Origin of the sequence: Desulfotomaculum sp. 1211_IL3151 (assembly GCF_036763075.1) — a bacterium.
GTDB lineage: Bacteria > Bacillota > Desulfotomaculia > Desulfotomaculales > Desulfotomaculaceae > Desulfotomaculum.
The window spans coordinates 61064-77008 of the sequence record NZ_JBAIYV010000041.1 but is presented as its reverse complement, the minus strand read 5'-3'; the positions used below and the strand labels follow the sequence as shown (position 1 = coordinate 77008).

The following is a 15945-nucleotide window of genomic DNA, read 5'->3' as shown; positions in this document are numbered from 1 at the left end:
CTTCTTGTTAATATCCCAATTCTTCGCCAATGATTACTACTGTAATATCTGTTAACATCGGTTTTCGTTTGATCACAGAATAGATGCGACAGATCCTGGTGGGACTTTGGCAGTTTGCACAGCTGCCTGTCACAGTACAGGGATTTTCATATTGCAGACGCTTGTTGTTTTTAGGGGCAGCGGTGGACTGTAAGCGATGGTGTGCTGCCTCCACGTCTTGACAAATTTTATTAACCCCCACAACAATAACTACCTTTTTGGGCCCGAAAGTAATAGCGGCTACCCTGTTGCCAACCCCATCAATATTTACTAAACAACCATCCAAGGTAACAGCATTGGTACTGGCTAGAAAAACATCACAGATCTGTTGCTGCCGCATGACTTCCAGTTTTTCTTCAGCGGAAAGCTGCGGATCACTATGTACTAAGGTTATTGCCCCCTTAGCCTTTACCTTTTCCACCAGTCCCAAGTCCTCTGCTAAGGTCATGGAACCACCAAAGCCAACCTTAGCACCGGAATTAATAAATTGTAAAATATGTTCCTCGGCTTCCCCCTTGGTGGCAAAATAAACTGCATCAAACTGATTCTTAATCAAGGCTTGTACTGCCCTTTGCCCCACCGTATCCCTATGCCATTGATGAACTGTCATAAAATCCCTCGTTCCTTTCTTAACGATTTACTTTTCTGCGGAGCAGGCTGCTTCATTGCATAATTGATGCTCCGTTTCGATCATTCGAACAAATAACTTGCTCAACTCGGGATCGTAATGCTTACCCGCTAACATGATAATTTCACTGCAGGCTTCCAGATAAGACTTTCCTTTTTTGTAGGGTCTGTCCGTGGTCATGGCATCAAAACTATCAGCAATGCGAATAATTCTCGCCCCTAAGGGTATATCATTGCCCTTTATCCCCGCTGGGTACCCTGTACCATCGTAGTTTTCATGATGGTATAGAATATAGGGCCTTACGATTTCCAGACTCTTAATCGGTCTTAAAAATTCACTGCCCCAATAGGAGTGCTGCTTTAGGATTTGCCATTCCTTTTCTGAAAGTTTTTCCGTTGCATTTAAGATGTTTATATCCACTTCAATTTTACCGATATCATGCAGGTAGGCCCCGTACTGGATTAATCGGACCTCGTCCTCATCCAGCCCACACCTTTGGGCCAGTTTTGTGGCATATTCCAAGACCCTTTCGGAATGCCCATAGGTATAACGGTCCTTGGCATTAATGATGCTGAGCAGGGTTTTGGTAGAACTGAGCAGTCCCAACTCGGATTGGTCACAAATTCCCTTTAGTGAATCCAAAACGTTAAAATAGAGTTCTATTTTATTCTTGCTGGTTTTCTTAGCCTTGTACAGTGCTTGATCCGCCAGGTCCAACAGGTCATCCCCTGTTTTACTATGCTCTGGATAACTGGCTAAACCCATGGTAATGCTAAATTTTTCTTCGGGCAACTCCCTAAACTGTTCATTCTCCTCAAAGTACCGTTCAATACTTTCCTTTAGTTTTCGCGCAACCACAACTGCGGCTGCGGAATTGTGCCCCGGCAGCAATATGCAAAACTCATCCCCACCATAACGTGCGGCGATATTAGGCTGTTGAATATGCTGCTGAAGTATTTGTCCTACTCCCCTTAAAACCTCATCCCCGGAAAGATGGCCAAAGGTATCATTGTAAAATTTAAAGTAATCTATATCAAAGATAAGAAGGCTAAGGGGGCTATTAGAACCCTTGGCCTCATCCAGCATTTGTCTAAAGTAGACATGAAAAAAGCGATGATTATAGGTTTCTGTCAAGCCATCTTTATTAGCTAACGCTAACAAATAACCCCTGGTTTCACGTTCAATACTCGCAATACCACCAATGAGCCAGGCACAGATAAACATGACACAAGTAAAGAGAAGACTAGCTTCGAGGTGACCATTGGGAAATTCAAACCCGTAGGATAGTAAATCTCCTATGCATAATAAGATACCGCTCATCAATGCTATAAAGCAGCCAAATGCTTTATTTTTGGCAAAAGATATGTATGCCACGGGAATAATTAACAACTCTCTAAAATAACTGTCATTAAAAATAGCCATTAATACAAAAACAAGCGTCGATAAAAGCAAAAAACCGGTGGAGACACTATTCATACGCACAATTACAATTGAATATATTAATGCCAGAACAAATAAATTGATCGGTACAAAATTTTCAACCAAAAAAACAAATATGTTCTCAAAGGGTTGGTTTACAGAAATATTCCAATTCACCTTTAGTAATAAGGCAACAGTAAAGAGAATACAACACAACAAATAGACTGTATCCTTTAATTCATTAAAATTAATATCCCGTTCTTTTTGCCAATCATTCATTCACATCACTCTTTATGTTAATAATAAAAGAGTGATTTTTTAAATTCACTCTTTTATTATTACTAATTATTTTTTTAGAGCCTGAGGTAACTTGGGTTGATAGTGCGTAGCACCGCATGCTGACGCTGCATTAATGAAAGCCGATAGGGTAAATGCAATAGTAGCTAAGGTTAAGAATGTCGATTTTATAAATCTCATACTAATTACACCTCCTTTTTTTAAAAAAACACTCCAATATTGTGTCAATTTTATGAATTAACTTATGTCCTACAGACGTTAACATTAAAGATTGCCACAGAATTATTAAAGATATTGAATAACTTATGATCGGATTAAGCTTATATAAAACTAGCATCTGAAAGGAGAAAACAATGACTATCGCTATAAAAGATAATTTTCTTAGTAGGGATCGTTGTTGTACAGCCAATGGTTTTTGGGGTGATTCCACAGGTGACTTTAGCATTAATATTATCAAACATAACAAAAACACAATAATTACAATAGTTTGAATATAATTTTCCACAAAATTAAATGAGAGAATGCCAATATAGGCTAGCAAATTATAAATCATTATAGTTATCAATAAACAATTTAACGGATTGTTACTATGTGCTCCCCCTCCGGTTTTCCTAATTAATAAAGATGCTAATAACATCCAAAACACCATAGTGTGAATATTAAGAAAATAAGCAATTAGCATTGTAACCAATATACCTAGCATCATGCCAAAAAAAACTTCAGCACCAAAAAAAATAATTTCTTGTTTATCTTTATCAACAATATTCTTATTTTTAATTAAGTAGGAAGCAACCTTGTCACTCAGCATTAATTCTCCCTCGAATTTTCCTTAAAATAATAGCTATTAGGATTAATAACACAATATGTGGCAAACCAGAAACAAACCACCAAAAGGGCTTTGAAAGCATCACATGATATTTAGATAAAATTTTTGTAAATAATAAAGCTGTTGTCAATTCTGCAAAAAAAATAATCGCTATTGCTAAAATCATGCCAAAAAGTGATAACGAAAGTTTAACCTTATAATAATAACTAATATATCCACCGGTAAGACAGATCAATATTAAAGAGTGAATGCCAAAACTAATAGGTAATTTTCTTAAAAGATACGTTAGCAAAGCATAAATAATAGCATATAAAATTAATCGGCTTTTAGAGCTTGTTATTTTAGTAAAAGTAAATACAAAATAAAAAACACTAATACCCTCTAAAATTGCTAAGCTTAAGTAGAGATAAAACGGTATATTTCCCATAAACTGTCTCCCCTTAAATGTCTTTCTCGTGAAAATATACTATATGTTTTTTCGCCACCCTTTACCTAATTCCTTCTTTTCCAGTAAATATTATACATAAATTGTTACTTATTTCTTCTTTCTTCCCACTAACGAAAATTTCATACTTTGAGAGAAACTATTAAAATTGGCAACAATTCTCTTGCATAACTCACTAAAAATTTATTGAAATTATAATTAAAAAATTGTAAGATTTTCATTAGTGTCCCAACCCACCTCAGGTTGAATTGAATTGTTGCTTTTTTCGTACTAATCAATTACTTTTACACTTCAAAGGAGGGTACGATCGATTTTTTATAGTCCTATCAATCAAAATTTTAGCAGAAGGTGAGGCACAACGATGAGGAAAATCGGACTATTAACTAGATTAATTATTGGTTTAACCCTGGGTATTATATTAGGCTATGTATCAAAGGAATTTTTACATTTTGATGCTCTGGTTCGTTTGCTGGCAACCTTTAATGGTCTCTTTGGCGGGTTTTTATCCTATGTAATTCCTCTGATTATTATTGGTTTTGTCGCCCCAGGTATTGCTGAACTGGGTAAGGGTGCCGGGAAACTTCTGGGTATTACTACTCTGTTGGCCTATGCTTCCACTGTTATTGCCGGTACCTTTGCTTTCCTGGTGGGTACTGGATTATTACCAAGGATTGTCAATGCAGTGGGTGGACAAGCTTCTAACCCAGAAGATGCATTGGTGAAGGGCTTTCTCCAAATTGATATGCCACCCATTATGGGCGTAATGACAGCATTGATCACTGCCTTTTTGTTTGGTCTGGGTATGGCTTACATTAAAAGCAAGTCTTTATATCAAGTGACGAAGGATTTCCAAGAAATAATCGAAAAGGTTATTCAAAGTGTGATTATTCCTTTACTGCCCCTCCACATTGCCGGTATTTTTGCCAACATGACCTATGCCGGTGAAGTGGCCAAGATCATGAAAATCTTTGGTTCCGTATTTGCCATCGTTATTATCAGTCATCTGCTAATGCTGTTATTCCAATACACTGTGGCAGGTACTGTTTCCGGCAGAAATCCCTTTACTGCCTTGAAGAACATGGTACCAGCTTATCTAACTGCCATTGGCACTCAGTCTTCCGCAGCTACCATACCGGTAACCCTGCGCAGTGCTAAAAAGAACGGCATCTCGGATGGTGTAGCAGATTTTGCAATTCCCTTGTGCGCGACCATTCACTTATCCGGTAGTACCATTACATTGACCATGTGCGCCATGGCTGTGATGATGATGTCCGGTACAAATGTAAGTTTCGCTATGATGTTCCCTTTCATTTTAATGCTTGGTGTTACCATGGTAGCAGCTCCCGGGGTTCCCGGTGGTGCCGTTATGGCAGCCTTAGGCCTGCTTCAATCCATGCTGGGCTTTAACGAAGCACAATTGGGCCTGATGATTGCTTTATACCTCACCCAGGATAGCTTTGGTACTGCCTGCAACGTAACGGGCGACGGTGCCATCGCCCTACTGGCTGACAAATTTGCTAAGGGAACAGCAACAGAAACCCTGCAAGAAAAGTTTGCCTAATAGAAGGATTAAAGGAGCCGCTTGGCTCCTTTTTTGTTCATAAACTTTAATGATTAAAGAAATAATACTATAAGCACGACAAAAGGAGTGATGTGGATGGATATTCGTGAGGTAAAGGTGAATGCGGCAGGTGAAGTTACAGATGTAATGATCAACGGAAATACATATAGTATGGAAAAGGCAGTTGAGTTTGCAAAGTCAGGAAAAATTAAAGGAGCCAAAATTGAGGCCAGACACAATGGCGAGCATTATATTTCCCACCTAGGAGATATGGAACTAACTCAATTGCCCCGGTTTGTTTAGCAAACCCCAGGCTAATCACCAAGGCCACCACAAAACAAGAGGAGCAAGCGCTCCTCTTGTTAATTATTACGGTAGCTGGCTTTGTGGGAAACCCGGGTCATCAGGGTGGCCAATGTCTTTCTTTCTTCATCGTTTCCTTCGTCCCACAATTCTTTCATTAAACGCTGTTCATGATTCGCTGGATCCATGTTATTTGCAAAAAAATCGCCTAGTCGAAAAGCTGCGTTGTTAATGGTCTCTTCTTCCATACCGACTCTTTCCCCTAAACCCACTGCATCTCCTAATATTTCCTTCCATTTGTGCCAGTTGTGTCCAAGCTCCATGAATTTCACCTCCCGCCCATTATTTTATCCGATAATTAAAATCAAATTCCTTGGAAAAAGAAAAAAGAGGCTAAAGCCTCTAACCTAAACGCAATTTATATTCCGAACACACTATGAAGATACAGAATTTAACTAGAGGGTCTATATTCATCAAGCCGGGGTCTGACAGCTACAGCTAGACCAAAAAGAACATCTTCTAAAGCTAAATTTGGATCTTCCTTGACTTCTTATTAGGGTAGGATTTGTTTTTTTGTTGATTTTGTTGATACAGATAATACATTAGACCAAGGGCAACTAGCATTGTTATAACGGAAGATACCTGGGCAGCTTTGAAATTCATTAGGGTTCTTAGGCTATCCCCCCGCCAAAATTCCAGGGTGAATCTGCCCATTGAGTAAAGTACAAAATAACTTAGGGCAATGAACCCCGGAAATAATCTACGCCTATAGACCATTAATAGTATACCTAGGGCCAAGAAATCCCAGGCAGCTTCAAACAGAACGGCTGGAAAAAGAGGCTGGGCACCGAAGGCATAGTAGGCATCGGTGCCTGCCGGATAAACAAGACCGAAATGTTCATGGGGCAGTCCATAACAACAACCATTTAAAAAACAACCAATGCGGCCAATGGCTTGCCCCACTAAGACACCTGGGGCCAAGGTATCCATCATTGCCCACAGGGCTATGTTATGCTTGCGGCAGTACCATATGACTGCCAGCAAACCACCCAATATGGATCCTTGTACAGAAATACCACCCTGCCAAATAGCCGGGATCTCTAGCAAGTGCTCTGAGTAATAGTCCCAACTAAACATGACTTCCCAGACCCTGGCTCCAATTAATCCTCCTAGAATAGCATAAAAAGCTAAATCCATGATTTCTTCAAAATATCTTCCTTGCCACTTAGCCACTGCTAGGGAAACTGCTAAGCCTGCTATAATCGCCAGCGAAAGCATAAGCCCAAAGGAACGAAGGGGGAAATCCCCTATATAGAAAAGTACCGGGTGCAAAAAATCAACTCCTTAGAAAATCGAAGTAGATATTTTATGTAAACTAACTGCCAAGACCCTTCGCTATGGCTCAGGATGACAATGGCCCTAGGTGCCTGGCACCGTCGATTATAACGGCTGCAAACACAAATCCCCCGTCCCAAGAACGGAGGATTTAAGATAGCTATTGAACGGAACAGTCAAGAAAATTCCCTACAAGATAGCGTTTAATTTCTTCTCTAGATCTGCTTTACCAGTAAAACCAATGACCTGATCTGCTTTTTCTCCATTTTTAAAAAAGATAATGGTAGGAATACTCATCACACCATACTGCTGGGCCAGTTCTCTGTTTTCATCCACATTTACCTTGGCAACCTTTACCTTACCAGCAAACTCAGTGGATAATTGCTCCACCACCGGTGCAATGGCACGACAGGGGCCACACCAAGCTGCCCAGAAATCTACTAGTACGGGAATGTCAGATTTAATAACCTCAGCTTCAAAATTAGCACCATTTAGTTCTAATGCCATGAAAATCAGCCTCCTTGTATCATATGTTGCCTTAAGTCTTTTTCACCAAACACATATTTATGATACTATATTCGTTCTTCGCTAGCAATAATATTCTATAAAACTTTTTTAAGTTAGCTCTGATTTCTTAAACATCTGAATAAAGTTCAATATAAATTGCAATTCTTTTTCGTTTAAATTACAAACCAAACCCAAAACGGCTTGAACATTGGGATGGATGAGCAGTTCCCTTAATTCTGGGTTCATTAAACTGACCATCTGATCCACAGCACCGGGCTCCATGATGAAATAGCATGGAGAAACTCCCATCACTTCGGATAACTTTTCAAGCGTCTTTAAAGATGGCTGTACCTTCCCCTGTTCGATTTGCCCGATTAGGCCGGCGGTTACTCCAGCTAAATTAGCAAGTTGGGCTTGGGTCAAACCGTATTCTTCCCTTAGGTGCTTTAATTTATACCCCAGAGAACCCTCATGTCCCATTAAAGCAGTTGCCGGCACACCTAACCCTTCTGATACTCTTTTTAATGTGTTGACAGCTGGATACACCGTACCCCTTTCAATTTCACTTAAGTATGATAGTGAGATCCCTATTTTATCTGCTAGTTCCTGTAGGGATAAACCGCTTTCATTACGGATAATTCTAATTTTCTCTCCCAGTCCAAGACCAGAATCCGTAATTTCACCCTCAACCAATTGAGTCTTAGAGACATTTAAGGCAGAAGCTAATTTGTCTATTGTTTTTAAGGACGGTCTCTTAGATCCTCGTTCTATCTCGCTTAAATAGGATAACGATAGTTTTGCCCGGCGAGCCAGGTCCTGTAACGTATAGCCTCGTTCTTCCCGTAAGGCTCTAATTTGATCCCCCCGCACGATCATGCCTTTATCCCCCATAATCCCAAAAATATACTAACATTCTACGATAATTTTGAAGCAGCGTCAATGAGACGGTAAGAGAATTTCCTCCACGATCTGCCGAAAAACCGGGGCGGCCGAAACACCGCCACTTACCCCTTCTTTAACCAATACAGTCACAATATACTTAGGTTTTTCATAGGGAGCATAGCCAACAAACCAAGCATTGACCTTATCTGATTCAGCAAAAATTTCCGCAGAGCCAGTTTTACCGGCACTGCCAAAGCCTGTTACAAAGGCTTCTTTGCCAACCCCTTGGGTAGTAACAAGTCCTAGTAATCTCTGTAATTCTTTGGCAGTCTCATTGGAAATAACCTTACGGCTTTCCCCCATCGAAAAATGCTGCGTATATTTTCCTTTTTCGTTTTTAATCCCCTTGACCATTCTTGGTTTTATGTAAACTCCATTGTTAACAATGGTATTTAACATCGCCGTTAGCTGGACAGGTGTTGTTAAAACAGGGCCTTGGCCTATGCTGCTGTTAACTAAATTATAAGGTTGAGCGATTAAATCAAGTTGCTGTCTCTTATCCTTTGGCACTGGGTAACCAATAATATCTTGGGATTCCAGACCAAAGGCCCGGGCATAACGAATGAGTTTTTCCGCCCCTAGCTTCAAGCCAAGTTCAACAAATACAGGATTACAAGACTCTGCAAAGGCCTCTTCAAAGGTAATGGGGCCATGGCCGGTTTTGTGCCAACAATTGATCAGGTGGTCATTCCCACCTAGACAAACAAAGGTATCAGTCGGTTTGACAATTTTTTCTTCCAGGGCTGCTGCTGCCACAACCATTTTAAATATAGAGCCTGGTTGATATAAGGCCGTGCATTGATCTAAAAAGGTATCTTCATCCCCCGGTAAGTATAAAGAAACATTCGCTGGGTTAAAGTTTGGCCTACTGGCTAAGGCCAACAAATCCCCGGTCCCGGCATCCATTACTACCACTGCGCCCCGCTCTACCCGCTCAGCCATGATTTTTTCTACCACCTGCTGAATATGGATGTCAAGGGTCGTGACTACATCCTGTCGTCCCGTATCCTGTGTGCTTTCCCTTTGAATGCCCAAACCAGAAATTAAGTTGCGATATACATCAACGTAGGCCCTGGTAATACTGGCTGGTTCATCGGCTTTTAATTGAGCCTCATAATAGTATTCCAAGCCGGTTTTACCGATTAGGTCCGACAAGGTATATTTCTTGTTGCCCAAACGATTAAGTTGTTCTAGTTGATCCTGTTCTGAAATTCTCCCCAAGTGTCCTACAACATGGGAAGCCAGTGGTGTTTCCCCATAGCGAAAATAAATATCTTCCACCATAAGTCCAGGAATCTTTAGGTTTTTTATGGCCGTTATTTGTGTTTGGTTAAGCCGATAGGAAAGAAACCCGCTGGTTCCGGTAAAATAAGGTGCCAGTTCCTGGGTTGCACAGCCAAGGATGGTGCTTAATTGCTCGATCACCTCTTCTTTATTTTTAATAACCTGTGGGTAAAGAACAATCCTTGGTATTTTTTCTCCCCTATTGAGGGAATTCACCCCATATCTGTCTAAAACCTGCCCCCTTGGGATCTCTTCCATGGCAACCTTGAGGCTTCGTTGGTCCAGGGCCTTCGTATTGTATTCGTCACCGTGGATTAGTTGAATAACACCAAGATGTACCAGAAGAGGTAGAAATAGAAATAAAATAAGGTAAAAGGTTTTAACCAGTCTTTTTTGCAAAAAATAGCCCATTGGTTAACATTCCTTTGGTGAGTATACTTCCTATTAGCTTCACCAAATTTTGCCATCTTTATCCCTTATTCTATTCTCCTTAACATTGACATGGGCTCAATACCATGCTCAACTGCTAATTCAACAATCTGCTGAGGATGAGGAGCAACCGCCAAGGGTTCTCCGGTCTCTCCATCAAACATTGCCGTCACCTCAAGTAGTTTGTTTTCACCTGCAGGAGTAAGGACTTCTAATTTATCCCCGACTTTAAAGTTATTTCTTTGTTCTACAATAATTCTTTTGGCAGCATCATTATAAGCCAATACCAGACCCACGAAGGCCGCCAGGCGGGTATAGCTTTTTTGTCCCGGCTCAACGGTAGCAGTTTTGCCTTGATCTCCCAACAAAAAACCCGTGGTATATTCTCGGTGGCTTACTTTACGAATTTCATCCAGCCACTTTTGATTCATTTGATAGCTCGATGGATGATGGATAAAGGAATCAAGGGCTTGCCGGTAAGCCTTAACCACGGTGGCCAGATAATGAATGCTCTTCATGCGTCCTTCAATTTTAAAACTGGTGATGCCTGCCTCAACCATCTGAGGCAGATATTCCATGAGACATAGATCCTTACTGCTCATGAAATAAGTTCCCCGTGCATCTTCTTCCACTGGGAAATATTGTCCTGGCCGCTTTTCCTCTACCAAGTGATACTTCCACCGACAGGATTGGGCACAGTCACCCCGGTTGGCATCTCTGCCGGTCAGATAATTGCTGAGTAAACAACGACCTGAGTAAGACATACACATGGCTCCATGAATAAAAGCCTCAAGCTCGATGTCAACCCGCTGGTTTATTTCATGAATTTCCGGTAAGGATAACTCCCGGGCCAAAACAACCCTTTCAACGCCTAACCGTTTCCAAAATGCAGCACTGGCCCAATTGGTTGTATTTGCCTGGGTGCTTAGGTGAATTGGCAGCTTTAGCTGCATCCTTAAAATTGTATCAATAATGCCAGGATCACTAACAATAACTCCATCTGCCCCGGCTATTGCTAAAAACTTTAAATATTCCGGCAGATTTGTCAAATCCGCATTGTGGGCAAGAATGTTGATGGCTACATAAACCTTGACCTGGTGCCGGTGAGCAAACTCGACCCCCTTAAGCAAGGAGTCATTATCAAAATTGGCAGCACCAGCCCTTAAACTAAACTGCTGCCCTCCCAGATAAACTGCATCTGCCCCATAAAGAACGGCAATCTTTAATTTTTCTAAATCTCCTGCCGGAGCCAGGAGTTCTAATTTTCTCAAACGGATCACCTCAAATATTTTTGTTTATTGGCATTATGCTCGGCTAAGGTTTTACTAAAGACGTGGGAACCATCCGGTTTAGCCAGATAATAAAGGTAGTCCGTTTGGGCCGGAGTAACAGACGCCAGCAGTGCTTCCTTACCAGGTGAAGCAATTGGTCCCGGTGGTAACCCAGGAATTTTATAGGTATTATAGGGTGAATCTACCTCTAAATCCTTATAATATATTTTTTCCCTGTGTCCCCCAAGGGCATACTCCACCGTGGCATCGATTTGCAGCCTCATACCAATCCTTAGGCGATTGTGAATAACGCTGGAAATTAACACCCGATCCTGATCTACCTTCGCTTCCCGTTCAATCATGGAGGCAATGGTCACAGCCTGGTGTAAAGACAAATTCATGTTTTGGGCCTTTTCTTCCAATTGAAGATCCTTAATTTGACGCTCCATGCCCGCTAGCATTACGTTAATAATATCTTTCTCCGTGCTATCTAAACCTATATGATAGGTTTCTGGGAATAGATAACCCTCTAATCTCCTTTCTCCAGCTGGTAACTCCTTCATAAAAGAGTATTGGAATTGACCCTGTTTTAATAAATCCTTAAATATTTCTTCCTGGATGAACCCTTTGCTGGCCAATGTATCGGTAATCTTGGCCAAGTTATATCCCTCAGGTATGGTAAAACCCTTGGAAGCGATTTTACCGTGAATCAGAATATGTAAGATTTCCTCCACAGACATGGTTGGATTCAGCACAAAATAACCCGCTCTAATTTGATTATCCAATTTTTGATAGCGGGTATAAAGTTTAAAAGTCTGAGCGTTTTGGATCAGACCTTGCTGTTTTAATAATATAGCAACTTGTCCTGTGGTCGTATTAGGGGCAATCCGAACCAAGGTATCCACCGCTTTGCCAGCCGAATCAACTGGTTCCAACGTGCTACGTGCAAAATCAAAACAGGCACCTACCAGTACTAGCAAAACTAAGAAGTATATTCGTTTTTTTGCACGGTATTTTTTAGCCAAAAACAACACAACCTTATATAATTTAACCAATTATATCATTTATCTACTAAATCAGACAAGGAATGCGTTCGCAATGTAAAAAGGGAGTGTCGCTTGCCTACAAATTAGTAGTTTCGCAACATTCCCTTTTCGCTTACTTAATTTATTCTTTTACTGGTTTCCTCTGGCAGGATTGGCTCAAACAAAACCATGGGATCAGCCAATCCCTTAATCACTTCATCCAGGACCAAGTTCATATGAACCCCTTTGGTGGCTACCACTGGTATGATGGGCTTGGTGCGGTAAATCCGCTGCAGCAGTTTTAAGGTGGTAGAGGTAACATCCCGTGGGGTCTCATCAATCTTTGTTACCACCAATACGTCTGCTTCATCTAAAAGAAAGTTACCAGCTTCCATGATAATTTCTCCCTTTAAGCCAGCAGGTATGATGGTTACCAATACATCCGCCAGTTTGCGGCATTCCTCGGACTTATAGCCATCGTTAATGCCCACCGCCTCAATCAAAACCACATCTGGCAGTGCTGCCGTCTGGGGAATATCCCTTTGCGAAAGGTTACCCAATTCCAATACGGAGCGCACCTTATTTAATTCTTCTAAAGCCTTGCGTGCATTTTCAATCAGTTTGTTCTTTTCCTTAATTTGATTAATGGCATTACGGATAACTCTATCAATATCCGAGATAATATCTCTGCCTGGTTCAGGAACAGCAATGGTAAGGTAACTAGGGTCTATTCCTTTATGCAAATAGGGTTTTTCATCCTGTACACCGGAGCCAACTGCCAAGGGCTTGTAATTCCTATTCTTTAAACCTTTATAAAGTTCGCCCAATATGGTTGACTTTCCGCCATCATTCCGACCACAAATTACTATTTTTTTCACTGGGCCCCCTCCTTGACCACAATTATCCTTAGGTAAATTTATATGTCCGAGGGCCGGGAAATTTTCCATTAATTTAAGGAAATTTTTATTAGCTAATGATTATGGCAGTTGTACCAATTGGTGGTGTTTTACATGTATGGTTATAGATGCTACTATACATTTTTAACAAAATTAAGTTGTGCAGTAACCGTTCCTAAATAAACCCATATAATGTCATATATACCAAAAGGGCCTATGTTTTGTAGGTATTAGGAATATTTAGGAGGATGATTTATATGAGTCAATCGGCTGATGTCGTTTATCAAGGATGTACCCAAGTGGTTTGCGAAGCTATCTCCCATGTGAAGCCGCCCATGTCGAAGATAGTGGGAGAAAATTTTGATGCAAAGGTCACTCACTATATCACTTTTTGTGATAAGATCCTGGTCAAAGGAACAATTGAAAGAACCGTATTGTATTTGCATCCACATCATCACAAGGAAAATCAATGCTGCAATCAAAAGGGCCACAATAAAAATGACTGTCATGATGAATGCAAAAACAATAGTATAAACTGCAAGAAATTTTCTTGTAAGCAAGTGGATTGCTATGGAGGTATCGTTCATTTCTTTGAAAATATTTATGAATTTACTGCAGTTGTCAACGTTCCCGGGATTAGGGCCGGAGATATCTGCAAGTTTAATGTCTTTGATGTTAAGATAAAAGATGTCAGCGACTTCTTTGCACTGGATTGTGATAAAAATGGCCTGGTTACCAAAGGTAAAGAATTTTTCTTGTTGGATATAAGAATCAAATGCAAAGGCAAAGGAAAGTGCCACAAATAAATCATACAGCGGTCATGAGCCATGAGCTTACAACTAAGTCTCATGGCTCATGACTTTTTCCATATCCAGGTCCAGCCTAACGGCAATAAAAAAAGCACCTCCCACTATCTAGGAAGTGCATTTTTTGATATTAACATATTTTTAATTTTTTCACCTTATGAGGACATTTAGAACCCTTTGAGCCCTTAGAATGCTTAGGAACTTTCCAACCATTGGAGCATTTACTACCTTTTGACCCTTTGGAACATTTACTACCTTTCGATCCCTTTGACCCTTTAGAACATTTACAGCCCTTAGATCCCTTCGACCACTTGGGACCCTTGGAGCATTTACTATCTTTTGATCCCTTTGAACCTTTGGAACATTTACAGCACTTGGAGCCCTTAGACCATTTGGAATCCTTGGAGCCTTTAGAGCATTTACTACCTTTCGATCCTTTGGAACCATCCGAATCCTCGCATCCATCACTACCCTTGGAGCCTTTGGAACCATCGGAATTCCAACAGGAATCCCAGGGGTTATTTTTCATAAACATTCTTTTTAGTTCATCAACGTTTTCATCGCAGAATAATTGTCTTAATTCATTCTCATTCAAATCCCTCATCATAACACTCCCTTATGAAAAAATTCCCTATGCGATATAGGTTTTCATACATAATATGGGTTATCTTACGTTTTGTGCTAAATGAGAGAAATGAAATTGAATTATATTCGTTAAACTTCTGTATACTGGGTCACATTCCAATTGATGCTTTATAAAATGTTAATAAGATTTGGTGAAAGGACTGTTGTATTCTATGAATGAAAGTACAGCAAATATACCAGCCTATTCCCTTTTTATTAACCCGAAAGACCTGCAAGAGTTAAATCGCGATATATGGCGTAATGAACATGTGCCAGCCCAGTTAAAAACAAACCAAAACTCTTTTAAAATCGAGATTGCCTATCGGGGTGCCCTCACCCGGGAATTGCCCAAAAAATCCTACCATATCCTTTTTAAAAAACCTGGCCGCTTTTTAGGAGGCAGGGAGATCCATTTAAATGCTGAATACCTTGATCCTTCTTTGCTTCGTAATAAACTGTCTTTTGATTTTTTTAGAGACCTCAACATACTAAGCCCCGCTGCCAAATTTGTTCTATTAAAGCTAAATGGATCTTTCAAGGGTGTCTACCTTCATTTAGAATCCGTTGATGATCTGTTTCTAAAGAACAGGAATTTACCAGCAGGGGCTATTTACTATGCCCGTAATGATGATGCAAATTTTTCCTTACTCAACCCGGATAACTATGAAGTAAAGAAATCTCTATTGGACGGATACAAACAAAAATATGGCTCCCCATCGGATGATGGCTTTCTCCGTGAACTGATTTTCAAAACCAACACGGTTCCCCGGGCGGATTTTGCCAAAGAAATCGTTAAACATATCGATATTGAAAAATACCTGCGCTGGTTGGCAGGAGTAGTATGCACCCAGAACTACGACGGTTTTATTCAAAATTATGCCCTGTACCGTAATTCTGTCACTGGCTTGTTTGAACTTATCCCCTGGGATTATGACGGCACCTGGGGGCGCAGTTGTCACGGTAAGGAAATGGCCTACCATTACGTTCCAATTCAAGGCTCCAATACCCTTACAGCACGGATCCTTGATATCCCCGCATTTCGTCACAGCTATCGTAGATTATTAGAGGAAATCCTAGAGACTTCCTTTACCAGGAACCTGCTTGAACCAAGAATTACTTCTTTATACCATCTGCTGCGACCCCATATCCCCTTGGACCCGTATAAAAAGGATGATATAGAAGGGTTTGATGCAGAACCTGAGTATATTATTCGTTTTATCGTAAACAGGAACCATTATTTAAAGGAGCAATTCGTGGCATTAAAATAATTTAGAAAGGCTTGGCCGATAGAAAATGCATCGTTTTATT

At 40.5% G+C, this 15945-nt stretch carries 18 protein-coding genes; 4 read left to right on the top strand and 14 right to left on the bottom strand.

What is annotated here, in order from left to right:
- Positions 1-7: 7 nt before the first annotated feature.
- The 5 genes from V6C11_RS11220 to V6C11_RS11205 form a co-directional block, all read right to left on the bottom strand.
- A complete protein-coding gene (locus V6C11_RS11220; RefSeq protein WP_333531251.1) occupies positions 8-649 on the bottom strand; it encodes a lactate utilization protein in 642 nt (213 codons plus the stop codon).
- Positions 650-676: 27 nt separating this feature from the next.
- Complete coding sequence (locus tag V6C11_RS11215; RefSeq protein ID WP_333531250.1) at positions 677-2365, bottom strand: bifunctional diguanylate cyclase/phosphohydrolase; 1689 nt, start codon at positions 2363-2365, stop codon at positions 677-679.
- Between the two features lie 66 nt (positions 2366-2431).
- Positions 2432-2563, bottom strand: a complete 132-nt coding sequence (locus V6C11_RS18715) for a cyclic lactone autoinducer peptide (RefSeq protein WP_442886065.1) — start codon at positions 2561-2563, stop codon at positions 2432-2434.
- A gap of 1 nt (position 2564) precedes the next feature.
- The gene (locus tag V6C11_RS11210) at positions 2565-3191 is read right to left on the bottom strand and encodes an accessory gene regulator ArgB-like protein (RefSeq protein ID WP_333531249.1); all 627 of its coding nucleotides are present in this window, start codon (positions 3189-3191) and stop codon (positions 2565-2567) included.
- Complete coding sequence (locus tag V6C11_RS11205) at positions 3181-3636, bottom strand: hypothetical protein (protein ID WP_333531248.1); 456 nt, start codon at positions 3634-3636, stop codon at positions 3181-3183. The genes V6C11_RS11210 and V6C11_RS11205 overlap by 11 nt, the downstream gene beginning before the upstream one ends.
- Positions 3637-4015: 379 nt before the next feature.
- Here V6C11_RS11205 and V6C11_RS11200 point away from each other — a divergent pair, with 379 nt between their 5' ends.
- Both V6C11_RS11200 and V6C11_RS11195 read left to right on the top strand, forming a co-directional pair.
- The gene (locus V6C11_RS11200; RefSeq protein ID WP_333531247.1) at positions 4016-5215 is read left to right on the top strand and encodes a dicarboxylate/amino acid:cation symporter; all 1200 of its coding nucleotides are present in this window, start codon (positions 4016-4018) and stop codon (positions 5213-5215) included.
- A gap of 96 nt (positions 5216-5311) precedes the next feature.
- Positions 5312-5518, top strand: coding sequence for a DUF3892 domain-containing protein (locus V6C11_RS11195; RefSeq protein WP_333531246.1), 207 nt, complete (start codon positions 5312-5314; stop codon positions 5516-5518).
- Positions 5519-5577: 59 nt separating this feature from the next.
- Here the strand turns inward: V6C11_RS11195 and V6C11_RS11190 are convergent, their stop codons facing one another.
- The 8 genes from V6C11_RS11190 to V6C11_RS11155 all read right to left on the bottom strand — a co-directional run bounded on the left by V6C11_RS11190 (position 5578) and on the right by V6C11_RS11155 (position 13189).
- Positions 5578-5841, bottom strand: coding sequence for a DUF3243 domain-containing protein (locus V6C11_RS11190; RefSeq protein WP_333531245.1), 264 nt, complete (start codon positions 5839-5841; stop codon positions 5578-5580).
- 202 nt (positions 5842-6043) lie between these two features.
- Complete coding sequence (gene lgt, locus V6C11_RS11185) at positions 6044-6850, bottom strand: prolipoprotein diacylglyceryl transferase (RefSeq protein ID WP_333531244.1); 807 nt, start codon at positions 6848-6850, stop codon at positions 6044-6046.
- A 192-nt stretch (positions 6851-7042) separates the two neighbouring features.
- The gene (gene trxA / locus V6C11_RS11180) at positions 7043-7360 is read right to left on the bottom strand and encodes a thioredoxin (RefSeq protein WP_333531243.1); all 318 of its coding nucleotides are present in this window, start codon (positions 7358-7360) and stop codon (positions 7043-7045) included.
- Between the two features lie 108 nt (positions 7361-7468).
- Positions 7469-8236, bottom strand: a complete 768-nt coding sequence (locus V6C11_RS11175; protein WP_333531242.1) for a helix-turn-helix domain-containing protein — start codon at positions 8234-8236, stop codon at positions 7469-7471.
- Between the two features lie 60 nt (positions 8237-8296).
- Complete coding sequence (locus V6C11_RS11170) at positions 8297-9997, bottom strand: peptidoglycan D,D-transpeptidase FtsI family protein (RefSeq protein WP_333531241.1); 1701 nt, start codon at positions 9995-9997, stop codon at positions 8297-8299.
- Positions 9998-10062: 65 nt separating this feature from the next.
- A complete protein-coding gene (locus V6C11_RS11165; protein ID WP_333531240.1) occupies positions 10063-11286 on the bottom strand; it encodes a peptidase U32 family protein in 1224 nt (407 codons plus the stop codon).
- 5 nt (positions 11287-11291) lie between these two features.
- Positions 11292-12320, bottom strand: coding sequence for an endolytic transglycosylase MltG (gene mltG, locus V6C11_RS11160; RefSeq protein WP_333531370.1), 1029 nt, complete (start codon positions 12318-12320; stop codon positions 11292-11294).
- A 128-nt stretch (positions 12321-12448) separates the two neighbouring features.
- Positions 12449-13189, bottom strand: a complete 741-nt coding sequence (locus V6C11_RS11155; RefSeq protein ID WP_333531239.1) for a hypothetical protein — start codon at positions 13187-13189, stop codon at positions 12449-12451.
- A 275-nt stretch (positions 13190-13464) separates the two neighbouring features.
- On the opposite strand from V6C11_RS11155, the gene V6C11_RS11150 reads away from it, so the two are divergent.
- On the top strand, positions 13465-14013 hold the full coding sequence (locus V6C11_RS11150) for an SPOCS domain-containing protein (protein ID WP_333531238.1): 549 nt from the start codon (positions 13465-13467) through the stop codon (positions 14011-14013).
- A 150-nt stretch (positions 14014-14163) separates the two neighbouring features.
- Here V6C11_RS11150 and V6C11_RS11145 read toward each other — a convergent pair whose 3' ends face one another.
- The gene (locus V6C11_RS11145) at positions 14164-14460 is read right to left on the bottom strand and encodes a hypothetical protein (protein WP_333531237.1); all 297 of its coding nucleotides are present in this window, start codon (positions 14458-14460) and stop codon (positions 14164-14166) included.
- Between the two features lie 350 nt (positions 14461-14810).
- On the opposite strand from V6C11_RS11145, the gene V6C11_RS11140 reads away from it, so the two are divergent.
- Positions 14811-15905, top strand: a complete 1095-nt coding sequence (locus V6C11_RS11140) for a CotH kinase family protein (protein ID WP_333531236.1) — start codon at positions 14811-14813, stop codon at positions 15903-15905.
- Positions 15906-15945: the final 40 nt, after the last annotated feature.